Annotated in this window: 20 protein-coding genes and 1 pseudogene; 12 read left to right on the top strand and 9 right to left on the bottom strand. The window is 64.0% G+C overall.

Features of this window, described 5'->3' with window-relative positions; all coding sequences use genetic code 11:
• Nucleotides 1–122 (top strand): transposase domain-containing protein (locus F2P45_RS15685; protein WP_166871194.1); only part of this gene is annotated, 122 nt, incomplete at its 5' end.
• 750 nt (nt 123–872) lie between these two features.
• Here F2P45_RS15685 and F2P45_RS15680 read toward each other — a convergent pair.
• Nucleotides 873–1,211 carry a hypothetical protein gene (locus tag F2P45_RS15680; protein ID WP_166876735.1) on the bottom strand — a complete coding sequence of 113 codons (339 nt, stop codon included), beginning with the start codon at nt 1,209–1,211 and terminating at the stop codon, nt 873–875.
• A gap of 4 nt (nt 1,212–1,215) precedes the next feature.
• Nucleotides 1,216–5,730, bottom strand: a complete 4,515-nt coding sequence (locus tag F2P45_RS15675) for a DUF6861 domain-containing protein (protein ID WP_166876733.1) — start codon at nt 5,728–5,730, stop codon at nt 1,216–1,218.
• 257 nt (nt 5,731–5,987) lie between these two features.
• Here F2P45_RS15675 and F2P45_RS15670 point away from each other — a divergent pair, with 257 nt between their 5' ends.
• From F2P45_RS15670 to F2P45_RS15660, 3 genes are all read left to right on the top strand, one after another.
• Nucleotides 5,988–6,926 carry a hypothetical protein gene (locus tag F2P45_RS15670; RefSeq protein ID WP_166876730.1) on the top strand — a complete coding sequence of 313 codons (939 nt, stop codon included), beginning with the start codon at nt 5,988–5,990 and terminating at the stop codon, nt 6,924–6,926.
• A 70-nt stretch (nt 6,927–6,996) separates the two neighbouring features.
• Nucleotides 6,997–7,848 (top strand): endonuclease/exonuclease/phosphatase family protein, encoded by an 852-nt coding sequence (locus F2P45_RS15665; protein WP_166876727.1) that lies wholly within the window; start codon nt 6,997–6,999, stop codon nt 7,846–7,848.
• Nucleotides 7,849–7,947: 99 nt separating this feature from the next.
• The gene (locus F2P45_RS15660; RefSeq protein ID WP_166876724.1) at nt 7,948–9,567 is read left to right on the top strand and encodes a response regulator; all 1,620 of its coding nucleotides are present in this window, start codon (nt 7,948–7,950) and stop codon (nt 9,565–9,567) included.
• A gap of 53 nt (nt 9,568–9,620) precedes the next feature.
• Here the strand turns inward: F2P45_RS15660 and F2P45_RS15655 are convergent, their stop codons facing one another.
• From F2P45_RS15655 to F2P45_RS15645, 3 genes and pseudogenes are all read right to left on the bottom strand, one after another.
• A complete protein-coding gene (locus F2P45_RS15655) occupies nt 9,621–10,076 on the bottom strand; it encodes a response regulator (RefSeq protein ID WP_166876721.1) in 456 nt (151 codons plus the stop codon).
• A 12-nt stretch (nt 10,077–10,088) separates the two neighbouring features.
• Complete coding sequence (locus F2P45_RS15650; RefSeq protein WP_166876718.1) at nt 10,089–12,332, bottom strand: ATP-binding protein; 2,244 nt, start codon at nt 12,330–12,332, stop codon at nt 10,089–10,091.
• 112 nt (nt 12,333–12,444) lie between these two features.
• A pseudogene (locus F2P45_RS15645) lies at nt 12,445–13,481 on the bottom strand (chemotaxis protein CheB).
• Nucleotides 13,482–13,650: 169 nt separating this feature from the next.
• Between F2P45_RS15645 and F2P45_RS15640 the strand changes: the two are divergent.
• Together F2P45_RS15640 and F2P45_RS15635 are read left to right on the top strand one after the other, a co-directional pair.
• Nucleotides 13,651–15,192, top strand: coding sequence for a cryptochrome/photolyase family protein (locus tag F2P45_RS15640; RefSeq protein WP_166876715.1), 1,542 nt, complete (start codon nt 13,651–13,653; stop codon nt 15,190–15,192).
• Between the two features lie 36 nt (nt 15,193–15,228).
• Complete coding sequence (locus F2P45_RS15635; RefSeq protein ID WP_166876712.1) at nt 15,229–16,155, top strand: pyridoxal-phosphate dependent enzyme; 927 nt, start codon at nt 15,229–15,231, stop codon at nt 16,153–16,155.
• Here the strand turns inward: F2P45_RS15635 and F2P45_RS15630 are convergent.
• The gene (locus tag F2P45_RS15630) at nt 16,150–17,484 is read right to left on the bottom strand and encodes an esterase/lipase family protein (RefSeq protein WP_166876709.1); all 1,335 of its coding nucleotides are present in this window, start codon (nt 17,482–17,484) and stop codon (nt 16,150–16,152) included. The two genes, F2P45_RS15635 and F2P45_RS15630, sit on opposite strands and share 6 nt — an antisense overlap.
• A gap of 94 nt (nt 17,485–17,578) precedes the next feature.
• The gene (locus F2P45_RS15625) at nt 17,579–18,760 is read right to left on the bottom strand and encodes a dienelactone hydrolase family protein (protein WP_370663259.1); all 1,182 of its coding nucleotides are present in this window, start codon (nt 18,758–18,760) and stop codon (nt 17,579–17,581) included.
• A gap of 366 nt (nt 18,761–19,126) precedes the next feature.
• On the opposite strand from F2P45_RS15625, the gene F2P45_RS15620 reads away from it, so the two are divergent.
• The 3 genes from F2P45_RS15620 (at nt 19,127) to F2P45_RS15610 (ending at nt 21,837) form a co-directional block, all read left to right on the top strand.
• Nucleotides 19,127–19,867 (top strand): methyl-accepting chemotaxis protein, encoded by a 741-nt coding sequence (locus F2P45_RS15620; RefSeq protein WP_166876706.1) that lies wholly within the window; start codon nt 19,127–19,129, stop codon nt 19,865–19,867.
• 95 nt (nt 19,868–19,962) lie between these two features.
• Nucleotides 19,963–20,598, top strand: a complete 636-nt coding sequence (locus tag F2P45_RS15615) for a tRNA-uridine aminocarboxypropyltransferase (protein WP_166876703.1) — start codon at nt 19,963–19,965, stop codon at nt 20,596–20,598.
• A gap of 105 nt (nt 20,599–20,703) precedes the next feature.
• The gene (locus tag F2P45_RS15610) at nt 20,704–21,837 is read left to right on the top strand and encodes a PA0069 family radical SAM protein (RefSeq protein ID WP_166876700.1); all 1,134 of its coding nucleotides are present in this window, start codon (nt 20,704–20,706) and stop codon (nt 21,835–21,837) included.
• Between the two features lie 61 nt (nt 21,838–21,898).
• On the opposite strand, the gene F2P45_RS15605 is transcribed toward F2P45_RS15610, so the two are convergent.
• Both F2P45_RS15605 and F2P45_RS15600 read right to left on the bottom strand, forming a co-directional pair.
• A complete protein-coding gene (locus tag F2P45_RS15605) occupies nt 21,899–22,465 on the bottom strand; it encodes a gamma-glutamylcyclotransferase (protein ID WP_166876697.1) in 567 nt (188 codons plus the stop codon).
• 196 nt (nt 22,466–22,661) lie between these two features.
• Nucleotides 22,662–23,594, bottom strand: a complete 933-nt coding sequence (locus F2P45_RS15600) for a LysR family transcriptional regulator (RefSeq protein ID WP_166876695.1) — start codon at nt 23,592–23,594, stop codon at nt 22,662–22,664.
• Nucleotides 23,595–23,682: 88 nt separating this feature from the next.
• Here F2P45_RS15600 and F2P45_RS15595 point away from each other — a divergent pair, with 88 nt between their 5' ends.
• The 3 genes from F2P45_RS15595 to maiA are packed head-to-tail and all read left to right on the top strand — an operon-like array spanning nt 23,683 to nt 25,899.
• Complete coding sequence (locus F2P45_RS15595; RefSeq protein WP_166876692.1) at nt 23,683–24,225, top strand: VOC family protein; 543 nt, start codon at nt 23,683–23,685, stop codon at nt 24,223–24,225.
• 7 nt (nt 24,226–24,232) lie between these two features.
• Entirely contained in the window at nt 24,233–25,258 is a 1,026-nt protein-coding gene (locus tag F2P45_RS15590) for a fumarylacetoacetate hydrolase family protein (RefSeq protein ID WP_166876689.1), read from the top strand.
• Nucleotides 25,255–25,899, top strand: coding sequence for a maleylacetoacetate isomerase (gene maiA / locus F2P45_RS15585; protein ID WP_166876686.1), 645 nt, complete (start codon nt 25,255–25,257; stop codon nt 25,897–25,899). The genes F2P45_RS15590 and maiA overlap by 4 nt, the downstream gene beginning before the upstream one ends.

Raw genomic sequence — 25,899 nt, 5'->3', positions numbered from 1 at the left:
TCGCTACCGCCAAGCTCAACGGCCTTGATCCGGCGCGCTGGCTGGCCATCGTGCTGGAACGTCTCCCGACGTGCCCCAACAGCCAGATTGATTCGCTGCTGCCATTCCCCGACTTTACTTAGCGCTAGACAGGCTGTACAGGTGGGGCCGCTGGCCGCTTACGGTAGTACGAGGTCAAGACATAGAGGGCACACACTTATAAGCGCTTTCGTGATTTTTTGGATAAGTAATCGATCGTTAAGTTGCTTGGCAGCTGTATCTCTGTCTTTCAGGGCAACGACCTCGCGATTTGAAGGGAGTCCGAAGTTTTCGAGAAAATATGAATCAACCGTTCGTCTAAAATTTCTTCCGAATAAATCGAACTCAAGGTATCTGATATCGTCATGTGTCACGGATTGATTGTTCGAAATCGCCTCGGCCAATCTGGGCGACGTAGTTGCGAATGGCTGGAAGCCGTGCTTCACACAATATTTTGGTCCCATGATTTTACGGTTGTTCAGTGGATAAATATATGTATTGCCTACGAGCGTCTTTTGGGGTTTCGTGTCCACCAGCCTCCATCACCCTGCAAACACAAGTATGGGCACGGAACTGATCCGCAAGCAGCCTGGACCGACGGGCTCAGGTCTTCCCGCTTTCCCAACCCGCAGCGATCAACAAGCTGAGCGCCGCTTACCGCACCGACCCCGCTTTTCCGAACAACCAATGCATGATGCATCGTGGGAGAACCTGAATCCCATCCAGCGAGGTTGACATACGCAACTTTGCGCATGCATCGTTTTGACCTTGTATCAATTGCCTTTCATCAAAAATCCTGCTTGCCATCCACTTGGTATTGTGGTGCCAGCAATGCGGCCATATTAATGAAAGGCTTACGGGGCGAGGGGATGTAAAACACCGTCAAGACACAAAGGGCAAACGCCTTTCATTTCTCTGATAATTTTCTGAATAAGCAACCTATCGTTAAGTTGTTTAAGAGCTTTATCTCGGTCTTTCAGTATTACCACGGCATCGTTCACGGGAAGCCCGAATTTTTCAAGAAAATTTGAATCTACTGCACGCTCATATGACTTTCCATCATTTCTAAAACGAAGGTATCGGATTTCTTCCGGGGGCATCGATTCATTGCTCGAAATGGCCGCAGCCAACCTTGGTGAAGTCGCTACGTACATCTGCACGCCATGTTTTCTACAATATGTTGGTTTTATCATCGTTCTATTCCAATCGATCCTGCAAAAACCTTAATTGCCTTAGAGCGCCTTCTGGTACGTCTACGCCACCCGACTTCAGCAATTTGCAAACGTAAGTCACACAACTTTGCGTCTTGGGGTCATAGACCGGTCCCGTCCTCTCGAGACGGGCCTTCTGGTCCCGTTGCGCCGATGCGGGGTCCCGCAGTACAAATGGCGCAGATTTAGACGCATCAGGGGTATCTGTGAAGTCGATGGTTGGCCTTGTACGTTCGCCAGTTCCGCCCGCTTGGTGTGAATGTATCGTGTTCCCGTCAGAGGTAATCTCAATTGAATAGTGTCCGAGGGGGCTACCTTCAATCTCGTGCCAATACACCGTGCAATTGCAACCTTCCGCACTCAAGCCATACGGATCGATCCATGAAACCGGATTCGGCGCGTATTGATACGTGTTATGCCCACCGGAAAGCCCGATCGGATCAAGCGACACAAAACGCCCGCAATCGGCATCGTAGTAGCGGAAACGATTGTAGTGCAAGCCCGTTTCGCTGTCGTGATACTGTCCCTGGAAACGGATAGGCTGGACCTGCGCCAGGGCAGCGTGCGACTGGTCCGCCTCCGCCGCAACGTCCACGCGGCGCAGCACATTGCCCCAGGCCTTGTAGGCGACCGCCCAGGTGAGCTCGCCATTCTGGTCGGTGACTTCATTCGGCGTGCCCAGATGATCGGTGTGGATATAGTGCACCTTGCATCCGGTGCCGGCGTCCTGCCCGGTCACCGTATCGAGCTGCGCCAGCGGCACGAACGAGCCCGGCTCATACACATAGGTGCGCTCCCACTCTCCGCGCGCCTCGGACAGCAGGCGGTTGCCGTCCCACACAAAGCGCGTCGTCCCGAACGCATCCTTCTTGGCAATCCTGCGTCCGAACGGATCGTAGGCATACTTCACCTTTTGCACAGTCGGCTGCGCCTCATGCGCATTGCGCGTGGTCTCCGACTTGACCAGCTGGTGCGCCGCATTCCATTCCAGGCGCAGGCGCGTGTGCTTGCCGCTCAGCTTTTCAGTCAGGTTGCCGTGCGCATCGTAGTCGTAGCGCTTGTCCTCGAACACCTTGACCCGGTTGCCTTCGACCCGGCCCGCCGCGCCGACGGTGGCGTCCAACAGGTTGTGCGCCGGGTCGAACGCAAAGCGCTCCTCCAGGTTCGGCTGCACCGCCGTCATGATGCGGCCGATCACGTCGTAGCTGTAGGTCTTCAAGCCATTGCGCTGGTCGTCGATGGCCAGCAAGTTGCCGGCGTCATCGTACTGGTAATGGCGCGCAATGACCGCTTCGGCGCCCTGGCCAACGTCCATGTAAGCGGCCACCTGCGCCAGCAGCCGCCCCACCGGATCGTATGCGAGCGCGGTGGTCAGCGCCCCTTGCGTGCGGGACGTTGCGCGGTGCAGCCGGTCGCGCTCGATGTCGGTGATGACCTCGCCATCGATATTGATCTGGTGCAGGTGACCGGAGCCATAGAACAGGTTGTTGAGCACCCTCCCATCCGGCAAGGTGGTCTGGATCCGGTTGCCCAGTTCGTCATACGCATGGTGCAAGGCGCTGGTGTGCTCGCGCGTCCTGGTGCGCTCGCCGACCAACTGGCCCAAGGCATCGTATTGCAGCGTGACTTCGGCGGCCGCATTGACCGCTTGCGTCAGCCGGCCCAGCGCGTCGTAGCCATAGCGCACGCGGATCTGTTCGGCGCTGGCTGCGCCATTCGCGCGCGAGACGATCTTTTCGATCAGCTGGCCGGCACTGTCGCGCGAATAATGGGTATCGATACGCGTGTATTCGCTGCGCTCGGCGCTGCCGTATTCTTCCTTGACGACGACCAGGCCGTTGTCATCGTAACGGTAACGCGTCAGTTGCGCATCGAAGGCGGTTTCTTCCACCAGGCGGTCGCGGGCGTCGTAGACAAAGCGGTGGGCATCGCCATTTTCGTTGATCAGCTCCGCGATGCGCTGCGCATCGTCGTAGCGGTATTCGAGCACGCCGCCGCGCGCATCGACACGCTTGACCGGCTTGCCCTCGCTGTTGAGCACGTAGCTGGTGCGGTTGCCCGCGGCATCGACATTCGCCACCAGCCGTCCGAACGCGTCATATTCATAGCGTACCGTGGCGCCGTCCGGGGAGGTGGCCGCGGCCATGCGCCCGAGGCGATCGTAACTGTACGACGTGGCGTTGCCGGCGGCATCGGTCGCGCGCACCAGCCTGCCGCTATCGTCATAGCTGAAATAGGTGCTGTTGTTCGAGCAATCGGTGTAGCTGATCAGTTGCGCGGCGCGGTTGTAGGCCAGGCGCTTGACGCCGCCGGCCGCGTCGAGCACCCGCACCGGCAAGCCGAGCGCATCGTACTGGTACGACGTTTTTTGGCCCAGGGCATCGGTCACGCTGGCCAGGTTGCCATTGTCGTCGTAGCGCAGCAAGGTGGCCGCGCCCAGGGCGTCGGTAATCAATGCCGGCTTGTCGAAGCGTTCGTCGTAGACGATGCCGGTGCCGTGCCCGCCGCTTTCGACGCGCACCACACGGCTGCGCCCGTCGTAACGGTAACTGGTCGTGCGGCCGCCGGCATTGGTGACATGCAGCACATTGCCATGGGCGTCGAGCTGGCGCGTGGTGACGCCGCCGACCGCGTTGACGATGCCGATCATGCGGCGCTGGTGGTCGAAGCGGTAGCGCTCTTCGCGGCCGAGATTGTCGGTCACGATGGTTTCCTGCGGCAGATAGCGCAAGTTCCACGATTGCCCGCTGTTGGTCCAGTTGCGCGTGACGCGGCCGCTGGCCGTGTAGTCGTCGTATTCGTAGCGCGACACCAGGCCGCCCGGCTGGCTGTGTTCCACCATCACGTGGTTGCGGTAGGCGAACTGGCGGGTGATCGCGCCCGCGCCATTGCTGACCTGGCTCAGGTTGCCGGCATCATCGTAGGCGTACTGCACCAGCAATTGCGGCTCGTCCACTCCCTCGCCCTGCACGCTGATGCTGCGCAGGCGCGGATAGGCCCGGTGATCCTCGAACGCCAGCGTAAACAGATTGCCGGCCCCGTCTTCGACCTGCTCGGGCAACTGGCGCTTGTTGTAGCTGATGCTGATCCGGTTGCCGTTGGCATCCATCTGCCCGACCAGGCGGGCAATGTCATGCCCGCCGTCCGGAATGGCGAACAGGTCGCGCGCGCCATTCGCATTGGACAGCTCGAAGCTGCGCTGACCGGTGCGCAGCAGGGTGATTTTTTCCGACGGCGAATACAGCGACTGGCCGACGCGCGGCAGCGAAAACGTGATGTTGCGCACGAAGGAGTCGAGGACGACCACGCTGTCGTCATCGACTTGCAGGGCCAGCGAGAGCGGCGTCGACCAGCCTTGTCCCATCCAGCCGGCCTGGCGCTGGCGCGAGCTGTAGCTGCGTTGCCAGACCAATGGCAAGGGGGCGGGCAAGACAAAATCGCGCTCGCCCGGGCCCTTGAGGATCTTGGCGCCGGAACTTGGACTGACGGGCTTGCCGATTTTCGGCTCGCAATCGGGGCATGCTTCCTCGGCTTCGCCTTCGAACTCGAATTTGTCTTTTCCCTTGCCTTTGGGTGTGGGGGCCTTGGCCGGCGCGGAGGCTTTGGCCGGCGGCGCCGTCTTGACCGGCGCTGGCGCCGGGGCTGGCGCTTTCACCGCTGGCGCCGACGGCGCCTTGGACAGCCCGACCTGGCCTGCGGTGCTTCTGGGCTTGAATGCGGGGCTGTTACCGATCTTCGCCTCGTTCAACTTCACCCAGTTGGCAACTGGCGCGCCGAGTTTGCTCTCGCGCAGAACCCGCATCGCCTTGGTGAGATCTTTCTTGGCCAAAAAAATCGATACACCCGACATGACGGCAATCACCAGCAGTACTTTTCCTTCGGCGAAGGCTTGCGCGGAGGCGGTGATGAGCTGGTGATACTGGGCAGTGGCATTGTGCGGCAACAGCCCGGCGCGCCATGCCAGCGCAAACCCCTGGATCATTTTCCTGCACATTTCGGGAACCGTCGCGATCAGGCTTTCCACCATCTCGGCCAGGCCCATCACCAACAGGACCGCCGCCGCGATTTCCATGCCCAGCGCGGCGCCGATGACCGCGCCCGGTACCGCCCCCACGCCGGCGGCCAGGGCGCCGAGCCCGCCCCCGACAGCCGCGCCCAGGACCGCGCCGCCGCCAATGAAAAGCGCGGTTTCCTTGGTGCCTTCCCAGAGGGCGGCCAGAATGGTACTGAAGTCGAGCCCGTCGACCTGCTTGATCAGCATCTCGCCCATCCGCCGGTTCGACGCGTCCAGCGCTTCGTGGACGGCGTAGGCGCAGCTGGTCGCTTTAGTGTGTTGGGCCAGTTCGCGCATGCTGGGCAGCGAATGAACGCGCGCGAAGCGTTGCATGCGGTTTTCCACATCTTGCAGCGCGGCGGCGCCCGCCGTCTTGTATTGCTTCTCCATGCGGCTCAAGGCGGCGCTGATGTCGGTAAAACTGCTGAGTGTATTCGTCGAGGCCATGCGGCGGTCTTTCTATGGTTAACAGTCGCCGCTTGCTTGATGTCATACCGACAGCTCTATTTCACGGTTCGAAGTAATATTATAGCAACATTCTGATGACTTAACCAGTTTCACTATTGCTTACCGGTGATGCAAGAGAAATGGGCGGATGCAAGGATGTTGTCTTTTTGCACGGCAGGCCCTTGATTAGCCGGGCTCAAGCTTTGCGCGGCGGGGCGGCGCATAATCGCCCTTCGAACCGTTTCCGGAGCCTTTTCATGGATGTCGCGCGCAACCGTCATAGTGACGAGCTGGTCGAAGCTGAAGCATTATGGGACATGGATGTGGTCGACAAGGAAGCCTGGGTGTGCCGCGGCTGTCCGACCCAGGTGTATCCGGCCTCGTACGACGCGGCGGTCAACAAGCGCCGCCCGTATTTCACCCTCGGCCGCATCAACCGGCACGCCGAGGGCTGTGCTGTCGATGCCGAACACAGCATCGTCAGCCGCGGCCAAAAGGAGCGGGTCGGCAACAGCGAGGGCTTTCCGATGCCCTTTCCCAGCAAGCTGATCCTGGACGACGAGCCCGCCGGCGCCGCCGCCGGCCCGGTCAAGCTGTCGTTCGCATCGAGCACCCTGGCCGCCGTCCACGCCGCCGCCCGGGCGTCGGTGCACGCGCGCCACCACGGCCACACGATCAAGACCATCCGCCCCGCCTGCCGCACGTACATCCATTTCCCCAACGACCGCGAATTCCTGCCGCTCGACATCCCCGGCGTCTGGGGCAAGACCTACGCCCAGCTGTTCTGGTTCATCCCCAACAAAAAGCCGGCCTTTTTCACCAATCCGCACCACCTGTTCTATGCGCCGATCCGCTGGAAGGAGGCGCCGGCGGCCAGCGCGGTGCATTGCGAACTGATCCTGAACGCCGGCGAATGGGACAGCGCCGCGCGCCGCTACCTCAGCCTGTGCCGCTTGCGGGTCGACTGGTCCGGCTGGAGCCCGGCGCGCCGCAACACCTTGCTGCACGAAATCAACACGGCGCGCGCGGAAGCCGTCGAGCAGGCCCGGCTGGACAATCAAATCAAGGGCTGGATTTTCTTCGTCGGCACCCAGGACCGGGACGACCCGTCCTTGTTCCACGTCGACGACGAGCGCTTCATCTGCGCCCTGGCCGCCCGCATGCGCTGGCCGGAACGCCAACTTGCGCACGCCTGAGCTGCATCATGCCCGCGCGCCGCCACGCGGCTAGCCTGAACCTCTGATCGACAGTCGGGAGGCGGGCGGCATGAACCTGATGACGTGGAATATCCAGCGCGGGCGCACCCCGAGCGGCGCATGCAGCATCGCGCGCACGGCCGAGGCCTTGCGCGGCGTGGCCGATGCCGACGTGATATGCCTGCAAGAAGTATCGAGCGGCTATACCGACATGGACGGCTGCGATGGCGCCGACCAGTTTGCGCTGCTGGCGCTCGCATTCCCCGGCCATGTGCCGGTGGTGGGCCTGGGCTGCGACACGGCGGGCGAGGGCGATGGCCCGCGCCGCCGGTTCGGCAACATGATCCTGTCGCGCTACCCGGTGCTGCAAGTGCTGCGCCACGCCTTGCCGTGGCCGTTCGACCCGGCGGTGATGAGCATGCAGCGCATCGCGCTCGAAGCCACGCTCGACACGCCGCTCGGCCTGATCCGGGTCACCACTACCCACCTCGAATATTTTTCCCGGCCGCAGCGCAACGCCCAGGTGCAGCGCCTGCGCGATCTGCAGCGCGAAGCGGTGGCGCATGCGTCCCACCCGCGTGCCGGCGCGCCCGCCGGCCCGTTCGCCGCCGTCCCGCGCGCCCGCGCGGCCGTGCTCGCGGGCGACTGCAACTTCCTGCCCGGCTCCTGGGAATACCATTGCCTGCAAGCACCCTTCGACGATGGCACGCCGTCCTATGCCGATGCCTGGCCGCTGCGCCATCCCGGCCGGGCGCACGCGCCGACGGTCTGCCTGCACGACCACCCGGGCCGGCCGGCCGATCCGTTCACCTGCGACTTCATGTTCGTGAGCGCCGACCTGGCGCCGCGCGTGGATGCGTTGGAGCTTGCATCGGACGACTTCGGCCCCGACCACCAGCCGCTGCTCATGCGCCTGGCATGAGCGCAGGCGAAACGCAGCGCGCACGGTTGAGATTTTGTTGCATTCAAAACAGCTTGTCCTCATGTAAAATATAACGAAATTTATGTTATAGCAATACACATGAGCGACGACAAATCCTACCCCTGTTCGGTACTGCTGATAGACGATGAGCCCTTCGCACAGGACTTCATCTCGCACTGCCTCGAGGGTTGTACCGACGTGGCGCTGCGCTATGCATCTCAGTCCGAGCGCGTCGTCGAGCTGGCGCTGGAGGTCGATGCGACCGTGGTGCTGGTCGACCTGCGCATGCCGGGGGCGGACGGTTTCGACGTGATCCGCCTGCTGCGCCAGCACCGCGATACCGAGCATCTGCCGGTGATCCTGCTGTCGTCCGAAGAAGATGCCGAGATCAAGGCCAGGGCCTTCGCCACCGGCGCCAACGACTACATGGTCAAGTGGCCGGACGGGCGCGAACTGGCCGCGCGGGTGCGCTACCACAGCGCCGCCTACATCGCCCGCAAGCAGCGCGACGAAGCGTTCGTGTCGCTGCGGCGCAGCCAGGAAGAACTGGCCGCCAGCCAGTCGGCCCTGCACCAGGCGCAAAAGATGGAAGCGATCGGCCAGTTGACCGGCGGCGTGGCGCACGACTTCAATAACGTCTTGCAGATCATCGGCGGCAATCTGCAGTTGCTCAAGCTGCTCGGCGGCGTGAGCGAGAGCGCGCGCACCCGCATCGATATCGCGCTGGCCGGCGTGGAGCGCGGCGCCAAGCTGTCGGCCCACCTGCTGGCGTTCGCGCGGCGCCAGCCGCTGCAGGCGGTGGTGGTCAATCCCGGCACCGTGCTGCGCGACATGGATGAAATGATGCGCCGCGTGCTCGGCCCGCGCGCCGTCATCCATACCGAGATCGAAGAACAGCTGTGGAGCACCAAGGTCGATCCGAGCCAGTTGAACAATGTGATCCTGAACCTGGCCATCAACGCGCGCGACGCCATGGCCGACGGCGGCACCCTGACCATCCGCGCGGCCAACGTGCCGGCCGGATCGCCCCTGCTGTCCGAACTGGCCACCGGCGACTACGTGATGGTGGAAGTGGCCGACACCGGCTGCGGCATGCCGGACGCGGTGCTGCAGCGCGCCTTCGAGCCGTTTTTCACGACCAAGCCGACCGGCCAGGGCACCGGGCTCGGTTTGTCGATGGCGTATGGCTTCGTGAAGCAGTCGGGCGGCGAAATCGAGCTCAAGAGCGAACCGGGCGCCGGCACCAGCGTGAAAATTTTCCTGCAGCGCAACACCAGCGAGCCGGAAGACGCCGAGGAACATGTGCAGGCGCCCCTGTTCGGCGGCCTGGAAACGATTCTCGTGGTCGAAGATGAACAGGACGTGCGCACCAGCACCGTCGAATTGCTCTCGGCGCTGGGGTATCAGGTGTTCGAAGCGGAAGATGCGGCGCATGCCGTGGAACTGATCGACTCGGGCGCCAGGATCGATCTGGTGTTCTCGGATGTGATCATGCCCGGCAAGTTGAGCAGCCTGGAGTTGAGCGAAGTGGTGCGCGCCAAGCTGCCATCGGCCCAGCTGCTGTTCACCTCGGGCTATGCCGAGGGCGTGCTGGCGCATGAGGGCAAGCTCGATGCCAAGGTCAATCTGCTGCAAAAACCGTACAACGCCGACGTGCTCAGTGCACGCATCCGGCATTTACTGCGGCGCCGCAAGCCGGCCGGTGCGACCTCGCATTAGACCCGCGCGTCGCGTAGCGCGTCGCAGAGGGCCGCGCGAAGCGGCGCGTGTTCTTAGTGCGGCTTGACGTAGCGGTACGACCCTGGCGGCGGTTCATTGAGCACCGCCCAGAAAATCCCCAGATCCGCGATCGCCCGCACGAACTCCTCGAAGTCGACCGGCTTGACCACATACGCATTGACCCCCAGCTCATAACTGCGCAGCAGGTCCTGTTCTTCCTTCGACGAGGTGAGCATCACCACCGGAATGCTTTTCAGGGCCGGCGTGCTGCGGATCTCCTTGAGCACTTCCAGCCCGTCGACCTTGGGCAGTTTGAGGTCGAGCAGCACCACGGTCGGATTGCCGATCTGGCGCGCGGCGTGCTCGCCGCGGCACATCAGATAATCGAGCGCCTCGGCGCCGTCGCGGGCGATGATGACTTCATTGGCCAACTGGCTCTTTTCCAGCGCGATCAGCGTCAGTTCCAGGTCGTGCGGATTATCTTCGACCAGAAGGATGGGCTTTAACATGTCTTACGTACCTTAAATATTGAGTTCTTTGGGAATGCTGAAGTAAAACGTGGCGCCTTCGCCCGGCACACCGGTGGCCCACACCCGCCCGCCGTGGCGTTCGATGATGCGGCGCACATTGGCCAGGCCGATGCCCGTGCCCTGGAAGTCTTCCATCCGGTGCAGGCGCTGGAACACGCCGAACAGCTTGTGCACGTAATCCATGTGAAAACCTGCGCCGTTGTCGGCGATCGACATCACCCATTCATCGCCCTCGGCGCCGGCGCGGATGGTGATTTTGGCGTGCTCTTTCTGGCTGGTGAACTTGACCGCGTTCGACAGCAGGTTAAATAGCGCCAGCTGCACGAAGGTAGGGTCGGCGCGCATCGCCGGCAGCGCGCCGATATCCCATTCGACCTGGCGCTGGCCGATGTCGAGCGCGAGCTTGTCGATGCAGGAGCGCACCAGGTCGCCCATCTGGATCAGGGTCGGACGCAGCGCGGCGCGGCCCATTTGCGAAAAACTGAGCAGGTCGTCGACCAGCTTGCCGGCCAGGCGCGCCGAATCCTTGATGTTGCGCAGGAAGCGCTGGCGCTTTTCCAGGTTCTCGCTGGCCGCCGGTTCCAGCAGCAGGTCGGAAAAGCCGACGATGTGGCGCAGCGGCGCGCGCAAGTCGTGCGAGACCGAATACGAAAACGCTTCGAGCTCCTTGTTGGCGCGACCCAGTTCTTCGGCCAGTTCGGCCATCTGCTCGGCGCGTTCGAGCGCGATCCCCAGCAGCGCGCTGCGGAACTCGATGGCCAGTTCGATCTCGCCGCCATGCCAGGGCGCGCTGGTGCCGGTGATGGTTTCGCGCCAGGTGGCGAAGCTGGTGCGCGGCGACAGCTGCGTCGGCGCGGACGCGCCTTCCTTCTCATGCGGGTTGCCGGCCCATTCCACCGTGCGCACCACCTCGGGCCGGAACCACAGCAGGTAGTGCTTGTGGATGCGCGAGACCGGCATGGCCAGCAGGCCCGCGCAATTGCCGGCCAGGCTGGCGGCCGGCGGATACAGCGCCGCCAGGTGATCGGTGTGGAATACGTCGCCCTGGCAGTTCACGTCGAGCCAGCCGACCAGCGCGCGGATCGCTTCGTCGTCGGGCGTGTCGCCGTAGGTCAGCAGGCGCTCGTCGAACACGATGGCGGCGCCGCCGGCGCGCGCAAACTGCAGCAGGGCCGGAAACACGCTCGCGAGATTGTCGATGAAGTCCGAACCCTGGGTCAGGCCGGCCAGCATCGACACCATGATGCGGCGCACGTCGAGGCGAAACTGCAGTTCGTTGGCGTCTTCGCGCGACTCGATGCACATCGCCAGGATCTGGCCCAGCTGCTCGCAGGCGGTGCGCTTGTCGAAAGCGACCGGGCAGGGGGTCGCATGGTGGCACGAAATCAGCCCCCACAGCTTGCCCTTGACCATCAGCGACACCGACATCGAGGCCAGCGTGCCCATGTTGCGCATGTACTGCAGGTGGATCGGCGAGACGCTGCGCAGGGCCGCGAACGAGAGGTCGTTGGCGGCGCCGGTCACCGGGTTCAAGGCCGGCACCAGGCGCGCCGGCGCGTAGTTGGCGTCCTGGATCAGGCGGATCCGGTTGAGCATGTACAGCTCGCGCGCCTGGCGCGGAATGTCGGATGCCGGAAAGCGCTGCCCCAGGTAGGAAGGATAGTCGTCGTCACGGCATTCGGCCAGCACGTGGCCGTGGCCATCGTCGTCGAACTGGTACACCATGACCCGGCCGAAACCGGTGACGCGGCGGATTTCCTGGGCCGCCAGCGCGCTCATGGTGCGCGTGTTGGCGCTGTCGCCGACTTTCAGCAGGAACTCGCCGACCTGGCGGTGCAGGTGGCGGAAGTCGGCCGCCGAGGCGCGCGCCACCGATTCGAATTCGAGAATCAGCAGCGAATCGTAGTAGTGCGCCAGCACGTCGAAGTGGCGCACCGGCCCGATGCCGAGGGTGCACAGGTACAGCGGGCGCTGGCCGATGTCGGCGGCGTCGATTTCGGGCGCCAGCTGCAGGCTGGCCTGCTCGCCGATCACCGCCTCCAGGACCTGGCCGATGGCGCGCGCGGGGTCGACCCCGATCATCGCGCCGAGATTGTCGCTGGCCTGGACCACCTGCAGCGCCGGCGACAGCGCCAGCAAGAAGCCATGCGGCTGGATGCTGCCGGGGAAGCGGATTGGTTCCTGGTCGCAGCTGGACAAATCGAGATCGGGACTGACGGGAGTTGCCTGGCTCATGGAAGCTTCCTGGGCACGGGGTCGGGGCGCCGCATTTCAAAAGCATAATTTTACTTCATACACTATTCATTGCCACGCACATTAGCTGGTTTGATAACACGCCTACTTCAGGCTAGAGAAGCGGATCGACGGCTGCCGTGTTGGAGTGCAGCATCGCTTTGATCCTGCGGATATGGATGTTCGATTGCTCCACACGCTCGGCGTACGATGGGCTGGCCGTGCCTTCCGCGCCCATTTTGACAAGCAGGTTCTTGTGCTCTTCGAACATGCGCAGGGCGACCCACAGGGTTTCCTCCATCTTTGCCGTCTGCTCCGCCAGCAGCGTTGCCGCCGTATACGCGTGACCGGTATGGCAACGGAAGCGCACGTGGTTCCCGACCTTCATTTGCCACAAGACGCCGCCGCAGCCGGGGCAGTTGAACGGCAACTGCGCACCAAGGAACTCGACCGATTCCAGGTCGCTCAACACACGCTGGGCGATCTTCGCCTCGACTGCGATATCGTCGGGGACGGCGATGCGTACGCCCCGCTCGCGATCGGCGAGCCTGGTGAGCAGGCTGCCCATCTCCGCCAGCGGCACGCAGTGATCGACCTTGACATGATTGAGCACGTTTTGCGGCATATCCGGGTACGCCGCGTCGGCCGGATCCTGGACCACGCAGGTCCCGCCGCAGCGCCGGATCACTTCCATGCCCGAGGTGCCATCGTCGAGATAGCCGGTGAGGACGACACCGATGACCCGGTTTCCGAATTCCACGGCGGCGGAACGGAACAGGGGATCGATCGCGGGCCGCGCCCGATTCTCGCGCGCGCCCTTGGTCACCAGGGTTTTGGCTTGCGAAATCATCAGATGGTGATCCGGCTGCGCCAGTAGATACAGCCGCTCTTGATGACGCCATGCTGTATGGCTTGCTTGCAAGGCAAATTTCCCTTGTCGGCGAGCATGCGCAGCATGGCGTCGTTCGAGCTTGTGGCCGCCATGTGATGGACGATCAGGATCGCGGCGGGGAAATCCGCCGGCAGTTGCGCGACGAGGGCGCCCAGCGCAGTTTGTCCACCAGCGGAGGCACCGATCACGATGACCGGAAAGTCGCTGCGCCGTCTCGTGGAATCGGCCTTCGCCGTCTTTTTCGCCAATGCTGCCGTCATGAGATTCCTATCTTTGCCAAGGCAGGTGTGCCGTCGGGAATAATGCCATGTAAGCCGCCCCGGCAGCGCGCCCGAGCGCGCTGATAAAATGCGTGCTCGTACCATCTTGCCGGGCGCATGATAGACTCGCTTCCTCTCACCGGACCGGTTTCTCGACCATGTATTTCCCATGCCGCCATCGACGACGACGCTGCGCCTGATCCTGGGCGACCAGCTCAATCCCCTGCACAGCTGGTTCGCCGAGGTACGCGCCGAGGTGGTCTACGTGCTCATGGAAGTGCGCCAGGAGACCGACTACGTCCATCACCACGCGCAAAAGATCATCGCCATCTTTGCCGGCATGCGCGCCATGGCGCGCCAGCTCGAACAAGGCGGCCACCGCGTGCATTATCTGCGCATCGACGACGCCGCCAACCTGCAATCGATCCCCGCCAACATCGACGCGCTGCTGGCCCATTACGGCGCCAGCGGCTTCGAATACCAGGAACCGGACGAATACCGGCTCGACGTGCAACTGGCCGATTACGCGGCGCAGCTGAAGGTGCCCGGCACCATGGCCGGCAGCGAGCATTTCTTGACGGCGCGCGGCGAGGCCGGCCGCATCTTCGCCAACCGCGCGCAGTGGCTGATGGAGTATTTCTACCGCCAGATGCGGCTGGTGCACGGCGTGCTGGTCGAACCGGGCGGCAAGCCGGCCGGCGGCCAGTGGAACTTCGATCACGACAACCGCAAGCCGTGGCGCGGCACGCCGCCCGAGCCGTTCGACACGCGCGCGCAGCACGATCATTCGGCGCTGTGGGCCAGCATCGAGGCGGCCGGCGTGGGCAGCTTCGGGCGCCCCGATGCGGTCCGCATCGTCTGGCCGCAGGACCGCGCCGAAGCGCTGACCCACCTGGACGCCTTTATCGACCACGGCCTGCCGCATTTCGGCCACTACCAGGACGCGATGCACACCACGGCCACGAGGCTGTTTCATTCGATGCTCCCGTTCGCCCTCAATACCAAGATGCTGCACCCGCGCGAAGTGATCGCCGAAGCCGAACACGCCTGGCGCGCCGGCCGCGCGCCGCTGCACGCGGTGGAAGGCTTCATCCGCCAGATCCTCGGCTGGCGCGAGTACGTGCGCGGCGTGTACTGGGCCAATATGCCGGGCTACGAGCGGCACAATGTATTCGGTCACGACACGCCGCTGCCGTCGTGGTTCTGGGACGGCAAGACGAAGATGCGCTGCCTGGGCCACGCCATCGGCCAGTCGCTCGACGACGCGCACGCCCACCATATCCAGCGCCTGATGATCATCGGCAATTTTGCCCTGCTGGCGGGCCTGGATCCGCATCATGTCCACGAGTGGTACCTCGGCGTGTATGTCGACGCGGTCGAGTGGGTGGAGATGCCCAATACGATCGGCATGAGCCAGTTCGCCGATGGCGGCCTGCTGGCCACCAAGCCGTATGTCTCGAGCGCGGCCTACATCGACCGCATGAGCGACTACTGCAAGGGCTGCCACTACGACAAAAAAGCGCGCCTGGGCGAGACGGCCTGTCCGTTCAATGCGCTGTACTGGGATTTTTTCGAGCGCAACGCGGAGCGCTTGTCGGGCAACCAGCGCCTTGGCATGGTGTACCGCAACCTGTTCAAGATGAATGATGGCGCGCGCGCAGCCTGCGCCAGTCAGGCGGCGTCGGTGCGTGCGCGGCTTGAAGAACTCTGACTTCGGTTTACAACTCTACGGGACCTTGAATCAACAATGACACTACATATCGATACTCCGCTGATCGCCTCGGCGGCCATGGGCGGCAAGAACGGCCAGACGGTCTGGCTGAAGATGGAAGCGCTGCAGCCGAGCGGCTCGTTCAAGCTGCGCGGCATCGGCCACGCCTGCGAAGAATACGCGCGGCGCGGCGCCAAACGCTTCATCTCTTCGTCGGGCGGCAATGCGGGCCTGGCGGTCGCCTGCGCGGGGCGCCAGCTGGGCCTGCCGGTCGTGGTGGTGGCGCCGGAAACGACCAGCGAGCGGGCGCGCGAACTGATGCGGCGCGAGCAGGCCGAGGTGATCGTGCACGGCGCCTCGTTTTCCGAAGCGAACGCGCTGGCGCTGTCGATGGTGGGCGAGCACGACGCCTTCATCCACCCCTTCGACGATCCGCTCTTGTGGACCGGGCACGCCACCATGATCGATGAAGTGGCGCACGCCGGGGTGATCCCGGACGCGGTGGTGCTGTCGGTCGGCGGTGGCGGCCTGATGTGCGGCGTGATCGAAGGCCTGCGCCGCAACGGCTGGGACAAGGTGCCGGTGATCGCCGTCGAAACCGACGGCGCCGATTCGCTGGCGCAGTCGATCGAGGCCGACGCGCGCATCGAACTGCCGCGCATCGCCAGCATCGCCACCTCGCTCGGCGCGCGCCAGGTGGCGCAGGCGGCGTTCGACTGGACCCACAAGCATCCGATGAACAGCATGGTGGTGACCGACCAGGCGGCGGTGGCGGCCTGCATCCGCTTCATGGACGACCACCGGGTGGTGGTGGAGCCGGCCTGCGGCGCCTCGCTGGCGGTGGTCTACGCCGGCCACCCCGAACTGGCTGGCTTCAAAAACCTGCTGGTGATCGTGTGCGGCGGCGTGACCGCCACCGTGGCGCAGTTGCAGACATGGGAACGCACACTGGCCGCGTCATAGCCCGTACAGAATGGCGGCGAGCGCATCGTAGATCGGATACACGCGCGGCCCCGACTTGGGCCAGCCGATCATGTCGAAGTGGTCGTAGCCCTTGTAGTTTTGCAGGAAGTTCCAGCTGCCGCGCACCGGCGTGCCCTTGTAGTCGCGCACCGGATGCCCGTTCGGGGCGCGCATGCTGACCGTGTTGACCACGCCATCGTTGGCGAACCAGCTGGCGTCGACCGGCACCCGGCCGAATCCGGCCATGGTGTACGAGCCCATGCCGCGCCGCCCGGCCGAGGGAATCACCCATTCGCCCGCGTACGGGCGCGTGAGCGAGGCCATGTCGGCGCGCGGATACTGGAAGGCCGGGTTCTGGAGCGGGAACAGCAGGCGGTCGGTGTTGTTGCAGCACGGGCTGCCGGACTCGGTCGCCTGGTTGCTGATCGAGAAGTAGTACACCGAGGGCGAGGTCTTGGCCCAGGCATTGAAGGTACGCGCGCCGTCCGGCGTCATTTCGGCCTGGGCCGAGTCGAAATTATCCTGGTCCCAGAACGGCGCCGCCATCACGCGCTGGTGGTAGACCGCCGACGGCTCGGCCGCGCCGCTGCGCAGGCCGAACTGTTCCAGCCCGAGATCGTGCCCCGCTTCGGTGACGTTGCCGCCGTTGGCGATGGCCGCGATGCCGGTGGCCAGCTGGGTGAGCGCCGCGCCGGTCTCGCCCATGGCGTCGCGCAGGCTGGTGCCGTCGTTGGGCGACGAAATCGTGGTGGCGCTGACCACCCAGCCTTGCTTGCCGCCCTGGTACAGGTCGGCGCCGCCTTCGTCGCCATGGGGCGAGCCGTTTTCCAGCAGTTCGATCAGGGCGCGGATGGTCTGGCCGCCCTGGCTGTGGCCGACCAGGTGGATCGGGTGGCGCGCGTCCCAGGCCGGATACAGCGCGGCCGGGTAGCCGTTGGGATTGTTGGCCGGGTCGGCCGCCCAGCATTTGCCGGCCGGCTGGCGCAGCGCGCCGAACCTGGCCGCGCTGCCGGTATGGGTGGTGCCGTAGTCGACGCAGCCCCCTTTGATCTGATAGTACAGTTCGGCGGCGCGGTCCCAGTTGGAACTGATCGCGCCGACCGACGCGGCCCAGACCTGGTGCTGGCCTTTATGCGTGCGCATGTGGCCGACGATGTCGTCGAAGCCGCCCCAGTATTTGAAGCCGGTGCGGGTGTACTGCTCCGGGCCGAAGCCGAGGAAGCCGTGGACCAGCACGATCGGATAGTTGTTTGCGGCTGAGGCCGCTTGCAAGGCGCAGGACAGGAACAGGGCGGGGGCGAGGACTGCGCGGATGATACGTGGCAACATGATTCTCTCCAGACGAGAAAAAGCGTCGGCACATTGTATAGGCATTTTATGCGCGCACGCGCCCGGTTTTTTGCAGCGTTGCCAAGACGTTAAATCAAAGGCTGCCGCTGCCCGCGCCGCCACTGCCGGTGCTGTTGCTGGCGCTGGCGGCCAGCTTGTCTTGCCACACCACGTAGTCATCGACCGAATACAACTGGCACGGCTGGCCGCTGCTGCGCGCGCAGTCCGCCAGCGCGCGCGCGTGCGGGTCTTCGCCTTCTTCGGCCCAGCACCAGGCGCCGCTGGGCGAGACGGCAAACGCGCGCGGGGTCAGCTTGTGCAGATACTCGCGGTAGGCGGCGCGCCCGTTCTCGCTCAGATAGGGCACGGCGGCGATGTCGTCGATGCGGGCGAAGTCGGTGCGCGGCACGCTCGGGGCATCGGCCACGGCGACGATCTCGCGGGTCGGCATGCCGATGTGTTCAAGAAAGCGTTCGGTTTCGCGCCACCAGATGCGGGCGCCGTCGCGGCTGGCCGCCATGCCGTGCGCGTCGCGCTTGAAGGCGCCGAATTCGACCAGGCGCGCGCTGCCGCCGGCGCGCTCGAACGCGCTGTGCATGCGCGCCACCAGCTCCGGTCCGAACAGCGAATCGTTGACGCCGTACATCCACAGGCTGGGAATCTTGTTGGCCGCGCCGTAGTTGGCAAAGGCTTGCACCAGCTGCGCGCGCCAGTCGCAGCGCTCGCCATCGTCGCGCAGGCCGCCGGCGAAGTTGATCAGGCCGCGCACGCCGGGCACCGCGCGCGTGCCCAGGGCGATCGCAGCCAGGCCGCCGTACGATTGCCCGGCCACCACGATACGGTCGGGATCGGCCCAGCGCTGGCGGCGCGCGAACTCGATGGTGTCCTGCACGTCGCTGGCCTGGGCGTAGCCGTTGGCCGTCATGTTGCAGCCGTGGTCGGCGTAGCTGCCGGTGGAGCCGGCAAACCCGCGCCGCATCGGCACCAGCACGGCGTAGCCGCGCTTGACGAAGGCGGTGGCCATGTAAATGAAGCGTTCGCGCGCTTGCTTGCGCGGTTCGCCCGATTCCTTGCCATGGTTGATGATCAGCAGCGGAAACGGGCCGGCGCCGTTCGGCCGGAACAGGGTGGTCTGCAATTCGGACTGCTTGCCGGGACCGGCGGGAATGGCGATCACGGTTTCGTTGAGGCGGAAATCGACCGGCAATTCTTGCTCGACCGCTATCGAGGGGAGCAGGGTCAGGCCGGTCACCAGTGCGGCGAACAGCTGGCGCACGGCGCGCCGGAGGGGCGGGAAAACGGTAGCGATGATGGGCTCGCGATGAATGTAATTGCCGAAAGGAATGATTCGATTCTATGCAGGGAGATTTTTGTGAGCAATACCGGAATGTCAATTCGAGCGAGCGCGGCTGAAAAAAAGTTACCGAATGCACGCTTTAGTGCCTCCTTGCTCATGCTGTAAATGCAATCCGAGTTATTGTCGCAACGCAATGTGGCGCTTTAGCGACGCTGCGGTGTCGATCCCGCTATCGTGCCTATCAGAGAAACATTTCCTGTGGGAAAAATTGTTCTCGCAATACCAGATCGCCGGTGTTAGCATTGGGCGTGCCGTCCAATTCAGGCCTCGCGCCGCTTCGCCCTCATGAAAAATCCCAGTATCGGAACCCGCCTGACGCTCGGTTTCGCCGTCGTCCTCTTGTTCCTGGTTGTCCTGACCGGCATCGGCGTATGGCGCATGCAGCAGGCCAGTGTGATGACCGACAACATGGTCAAACAGACCGTGCGCAACGAGCGCCTGATCGACGAGTGGGCCAAGGTGATTGAAGTGAACGCCGCGCGCACCGCCACGGCCTGGAAGGTGAGCGATCCGGCCGACCAGAAAAAGGTGGAAGAGCAGATGAAGCTCGCGTCGGCGCGCGCCACCGAAATCCAGACCATCCTCGGCGAGAGCGTCAAGCACCCGCGCGCCAAAGCGCTGCTGGAGCAGGTGCTGGAAACGCGCAAGGCCTACACGGCGGCGCGGGCCAGGGTGTTCAAGCAATTGATCAGCGACTCGGTCAGCAAGGTCGACAACGGCACGCGCCTGGTGGACCAGGCCGGCAAGACCATGGAAGAAGTGGTCACCAGCATCAACCGTGTGACGCGCATCATGAACGACATCACCAGCGCCAGCGACGAGCAGCGCGACGGCATCGAACAGGTCAATCTGGCGGTGACCCAGATGGACCAGGCGGCCCAGCAGAACGCGGCACTGGTCGAGCAGTCAGCGGCGGCAGCGGCGGCGATGCAGGAGCAGGCGACGCAACTGTCGCAGGTGGTCGGCGTGTTCAAGCTGGGCCAGATGGCGGCCGGACGGCGCGAGTTGGCGCTGCTGGGCCGGTGAGCGCGGATTCGCGGCGATATGGCGCTGCCGACGCGGCGGCCGCGCCCGCGCAGGGGCAAACCGCAGCCGCACTGCAGCCAGATCAAGGCGCGTCCGTGCTTGCGAATGGGCAAGCCGCACCGGCGCGGCGTAGCGTGTGCGCCCGTTGCGCGCGACCGGCGGCGGCGTGCATTTGCCGCTGGATTCGTCCGGTCGCCAGCGACGTGCGCTTGCTGATCCTGCAGCATCCGCTGGAAGTGAGCAACGCCAAGGGCAGCGCGCGCCTGCTGCACCTGAGCGTGGCCGGCAGCACCCTGGTCGCTGGCGAGGTGTTCGATCCGGCGCAGCTGTCCACCCTGCTGGCCGTGGAAGGCCGGCAGGCCGTTCTCCTGTACCCGGACACGCCGGACGACCGGTCGCTGGGCATGCCAGCGCCGCCGCCACTGCCGCCGGAGCTGTTGCGCGCGCCTGACAAGCTGCTGCTGGTCGTGCTCGACGGCACCTGGCGCAAGAGCCGCAAGATGCTGTATCTCAATCCCTTACTGCATGCCTTGCCGCGTCTGCCGCTGAGCGACATGCCGCCCTCGCGCTATCGCATCCGCAAGGCGCACGCACCCGACCAGCTCTCAACCTTGGAAGCGACCTGTCACGCTTTGGGTGAGATCGACGGCGACCACGAAAAGTTCCTGCCGCTGAGTCGCGCTTTCGATGACTTGATCGACACGTTTGTGCTGCATCAAGGCCGGCTTTGAACGGTGCTTGAAAAAGCGGCATCACCCACGTAGAATACTGTATGTTTATACAGTTAAATGGGTGCTCCGGTGACCGATCGCGACAAGGACTTTGAAGAAAGCGTCATGCTCCCGCCGCGTCCGCTCGCGGCGCAAAAGGGGCGCGGCGCCGTCACCAACCTGCAGGGCCGCTACGAGGTCAATGCGCGCGAACGGTTCGACGACGGCTGGGTGCATGCCGACGACGAGGACGACACGCCGGTGCCGTTCCGCACCCAGGTCACCGACGAATTCGCCAGGACCATCCTGAGCCGCAACAGCTCGCCCGACATTCCCTTCAATGTGTCGCTCAATCCCTATCGCGGGTGCGAGCACGGCTGCATTTACTGCTTTGCGCGGCCGACCCACAGCTATCTGGGGCTGTCGCCGGGGCTGGACTTCGAAAGCCGCCTGTTCGCCAAGGTCAACGCGCCCGAACTGCTGCGGCGCGAGCTGGCCAGGCCGTCCTACGTGCCGGAACCGATCGCGGTGGGCGTCAACACCGACGCCTACCAGCCGTGCGAGCGCGGGCTGGGCATTACGCGGCGCGTGCTGGAAGTGCTGCACGACTGCGAGCATCCGGTCGCGCTGATCAGCAAGTCCTCGCTGATCGAGCGCGACATCGATCTGATCGGGGCCATGGCCGCCAGGAACCAGGCGATTGCGGCGGTCACGGTAACCACGCTCGACCCTGACATCTCGCGCACGCTCGAGCCGCGCGCGGCGGCCCCGGCGCGGCGCCTGCGCACAATCCGGCGGCTGACCGACGCCGGCATCCCGGTGCGGGTCAGTGTGGCGCCGGTGATTCCCTTCGTCACCGAGCCCGAACTCGAACGCGTGCTCGAAGCGGCGCGCGACGCCGGGGCAGTGAGCGCGCACTACGTCGTGCTGCGCTTGCCATGGGAGGTCAATCCCCTGTTCCAGGAATGGCTGCAGGCACACTTTCCCGAGCGGGCGCAGCGGGTAATGAACCGGGTGCGCGAAATGCGGGGAGGCAAAGACTACGACAGCGACTTCAGCAAGCGCATGCACGGGGAGGGCGTCTGGGCCGATCTGATACGCCAGCGTTTCGTCAAGGCGGTGGAGCGGCTGGGCATGAATGCCACCAGCGGGCGCTTTGCGCAACTCGACACGTCGCGCTTCAAGCGGCCGCAGCTTGTGCCGACGGCGCCGTCCAGGCAGTGCGGCAATGCGACCGGGCAGCTCGATTTGTTTGGATAATGCTGGCCATCCGGCGGCTTTTGTTGCCGGACCTTTTTTGTTGCGACTTTGTTTGCCGCGCTTACTCGCGCATCTCGATCAAATGCCGCTCGATGTCGAACACATGTGCGTCTTCCATCCCCAGTTCGCGCAGCGCGTGCGCCAGGTCGATCAGGTAGTCGCGGTTGGCGCCGCTCGGGCCATGCGAGCGCGCGATTTGACGGGCAATATCGAACTCGCTGGCTTCGCCGAGGAAGGCCGCATTGTCTTCGGTGGCGATGTAGACCAGCCCCAGCTCGCTGCTGCCATCGTCGAAGCGGATGTCGATCGCCAGGCGCAGATAGCCGTTCTTTTCGCGGTGGTCGAGGTGGGCGAACACTTCGGGCGTGATCAGGTACGCCATGCCGGCGGTGAGCGCGCCCGCTTGGGCCACCAGGGTGGCGACGCGCCCGGGCGCGGTTTCGGTGCCGCGGTGATCGTGCGAACCTTGCCAGAAGCGCCGGGTCCAATTGCTAATGGTCGCCGGCCGGCGCTCGATGTACGGAAAGTCCGCCTTGAAGATCAGCGAGCCGTAGCCGAACAGCCACACGCGATGGTGGCCGTCGAATTGATCCATGCGCTGGTTGATGGCGATGGTGTTAAAGGACATGGGCAGGTTCCGTTGGAAGCGAGCATCAATTATAGGGGCGCTGCGCTATCGGTGCAGCGGCCGGCATCGGTGCCGGCTGCGTCGCTGCCGGTTCGCGCGCGGCCCGCGGCCGGCACCCATCCGCTGTCGCCGGCATCAGGGCCGCCTGGCTCACTCACGGTTCGCTCGCGGCCCGCGAGTTGCTTCCATGCGCTGTCTACGGCACCTGCTGGGCGTTCACCAGCGGAATGTTCCAGTCGTGCGACTCGACGAACTTGAACAGGAAGGCAATAAAACTCTCGGCCGCCGGCGAGAGCGAGCGTTTGTCGCGCGTGTACACAAAGAAGCGCCGCGTCAGTTCCGGCTCGTGCAATTGGCGCATGTGCAACTGGTGCAGCCGCACCAGCGGTTCCGCATACGGCAGGCACACGGTCACGCCCAGGCCGGCGCTGACCATCGCCAGCGCGGTGGTCATGAAGGTAACCTCGTTGACCGGATTGAGCGGCACGTCGCGCAGCGAATGGTGCATGTCGCTCAGCAGGCGCTCGGTGAACTGGCCTTGCAGTGCAATGAACGGGTGCGCCGCCAGGTCGGACCAGGTCACCCGTTCGCGCTGCTCCAGCGCATGCTGCTGCGGAAACACCAGCACGAAGGGCATTTCGAACAGCACCGTCGCCTCGATCTGCGCGGTCGGATCGCGCTCCGGCCCGATGCCGCAGTCGACCTCGCCGCTGAACACGCGCGCCGTCACGTTCTCGACCGCGCAATCGACCAGGCGCACCTGGATTTCGGGATACAGCTTGCGGTAAGCGGCAATCACTTGCGGCAGCAGGGTGCACGACATCAACTGCGGGGCGGCAATCCGTACGACGCCTTTTTTCAGGCGCGTCTGGCTGGCAATATCGAGCAGCGCGCCGTCGAGGTCGTCGATCATCTTGGAAAACAGGGGCGTCAGTTCGCGTCCGACCTCCGTCAGGGCAATCCTGCGCGTGCTGCGGTCGACCACGCGCACGCCGAGGGTCAGTTCGAGCTCCTTGATCAGGCCGGACAGCGCCGCCTGGGTCACGTGCAAATACTCGGCCGCCAGGGTGAAACTGCCCGTCCTGGCAAGCGCGACAAGGGCGCGTATCTGGCGCAAGGTGGGATTCATAGGATGATCTGATAAGTCGCGTTGAAAATATTGTTTGAATGATAGTTCGTTTTGCACTCTAATAGAAGAATCAACAGGGGAGCACAGCATGAAAATCACCAGGATTCACCACGTAGCCTACCGCTGCAAGGATGCCAAAGAGACAGTCGAGTGGTACGTGAAGTACCTCAATATGGACTTCGTGCTGGCCATTGCAGAAGACCAGGTGCCGTCGACCGGCGCGCCCGACCCGTACATGCACGTTTTCCTCGATGCCGGCATGGGCAATGTGCTGGCCTTTTTCGAGCTGCCGAGCCAGTCGCCGATGGGCCGCGACGAAAACACCCCGGACTGGGTCCAGCACCTGGCCCTGGAAGTCGGTTCGATGGACGAGTTGCTCGCTGCCAAGGCACGCCTCGAAGCGGACGGCATCGACGTCATCGGCCCGACCAACCACACCATTTTCAAATCGATCTATTTCTTCGATCCGAACGGGCACCGCCTGGAACTGGCCGTCAACACCGCCACGCCCGAGATGCAGCAGAAGCTCGACGCCGTCAAATGGGACATGCTCAACGAGTGGTCGCAGACCCGCAAGGCGCCCAAGCACGCGGCCTGGATGCACGAAAAAACCCCAGCGGACCAACACTAAGGCACACATGAAACTTGCAACATTGAAAACAGGCGGGCGTGATGGCTCGCTGGTGGTCGTCAGCCGCGACCTGTCGCGCTACCAGAAAGTACCCAAGATCGCTGCCACCTTGCAGTTCGCGCTCGACAACTGGGACGATGTGGTCGAACGCTTGCAGGGCGTCTACGTCGCCCTGAACGATAACGCAAGCTGGGACGCCCAGCCCTTCGACCAGGCGCTGTGCCATTCGCCCTTGCCGCGCGCCTATCAGTGGGCCGACGGTTCGGCCTATATCAACCACGTTGAACTGGTGCGAAAAGCGCGTAACGCCGAGGTTCCGGCCTCGTTCTACACCGATCCGCTGATGTATCAGGGCGGTTCTGACTCCTTCATCGGCCCGCGCGACCCGATTTATGCGCTGTCCGAGGAGTGGGGCATCGACCTGGAAGCGGAAGTGGCCGTGATCACGGGCGACGTGCCGATGGGCGCCAGCGTCGAGCGCAGCGCGGCCGCCGTTCGCCTGGTGATGCTGGTCAACGACGTATCGCTGCGCAACCTGATTCCAAACGAATTGCTGAAGGGCTTCGGCTTCTTCCAATCGAAAGCGGCCAGCGCTTTTTCGCCGGTGTGCGTCACGCCGGACGAACTGGGCGACGCATGGCAAGACACCAAACTGCGCCTGCCGCTCAACGTGCAGATCAACGACAAGCCCTTCGGCAAACCGAACGCGGGCGACGACATGACCTTCAACTTCGCGCAACTGGTGGCACATGCGGCCAAAACGCGCGAACTGGCGGCCGGCACCATCATCGGCTCCGGCACGGTATCGAACAAGCAGGGCAACCTGCACGGGTCGAGCATCGACAACGGCGGCGTCGGCTACTGCTGCCTGGCCGAAGTGCGCATGTACGAAACCATCGAGCATGGCGCGCCTGCAACGTCGTTTCTCAAATTCGGCGACAGCGTGCGCATCGAGATGTTCGATGCCGTCGGGGCCAGCATATTCGGTGCCATCGACCAGACCGTGGCCATGTACGAGGAGCGCCGCCCATGAAGCTGTACACCTATTTCCGCAGTTCGGCGGCGTACCGGGTGCGCATTGCGCTGAACCTGAAAGGCGTCGGCTACGAGGCGGTGCCGGTACATCTGCTGCGCAATGGCGGCGAGCAACTGGCGCCCGAGTATCTGGCCATCAATCCGAGCGGCCTGGTGCCGAGCTTGCAGGACAAGGGCACCACCCTGACGCAGTCGATTGCGATCCTGGAGTACCTGGAAGAAGTGCATCCGCAGGTGGCCCTGCTGCCGCGCGATGCGCTCGGACGGGCGCGCGTGCGTTCGCTGGCGCTGATGGTGGCCTGCGACATTCATCCGCTGACCAATCTGCGCGTGCTGCGCCATCTGGTGCATCAGGTCGGTTTGCCGGAAGAAGACAAGACCGAGTGGTATGTGCACTGGTTGCGCGAGGGCATGGCCGCAATCGAAGCGCACCTGGCCAATTCACCGGATACGGGGCGTTTTTGCCACGGCGACACGCCGACCATGGCCGACTGCTGCCTGGTGCCGCAAGTGTTCAACGCGCGCCGTTTTCATGTGGATCTGGCGCCGTATCCCACGATTGCCCGCATCGACGCCATGTGCGCTGCCTTGCCGCCGTTTGCCGAGGCGCATCCGTCGCGCCAGCCCGACGCCGAGTAA

Source organism: Massilia mucilaginosa (assembly GCF_011682145.1).
In the GTDB taxonomy this organism is placed as follows: Bacteria; Pseudomonadota; Gammaproteobacteria; order Burkholderiales; family Burkholderiaceae_D; genus Telluria_A; species Telluria_A mucilaginosa.
This window is presented reverse-complemented; position numbering and strand designations above follow the sequence as displayed.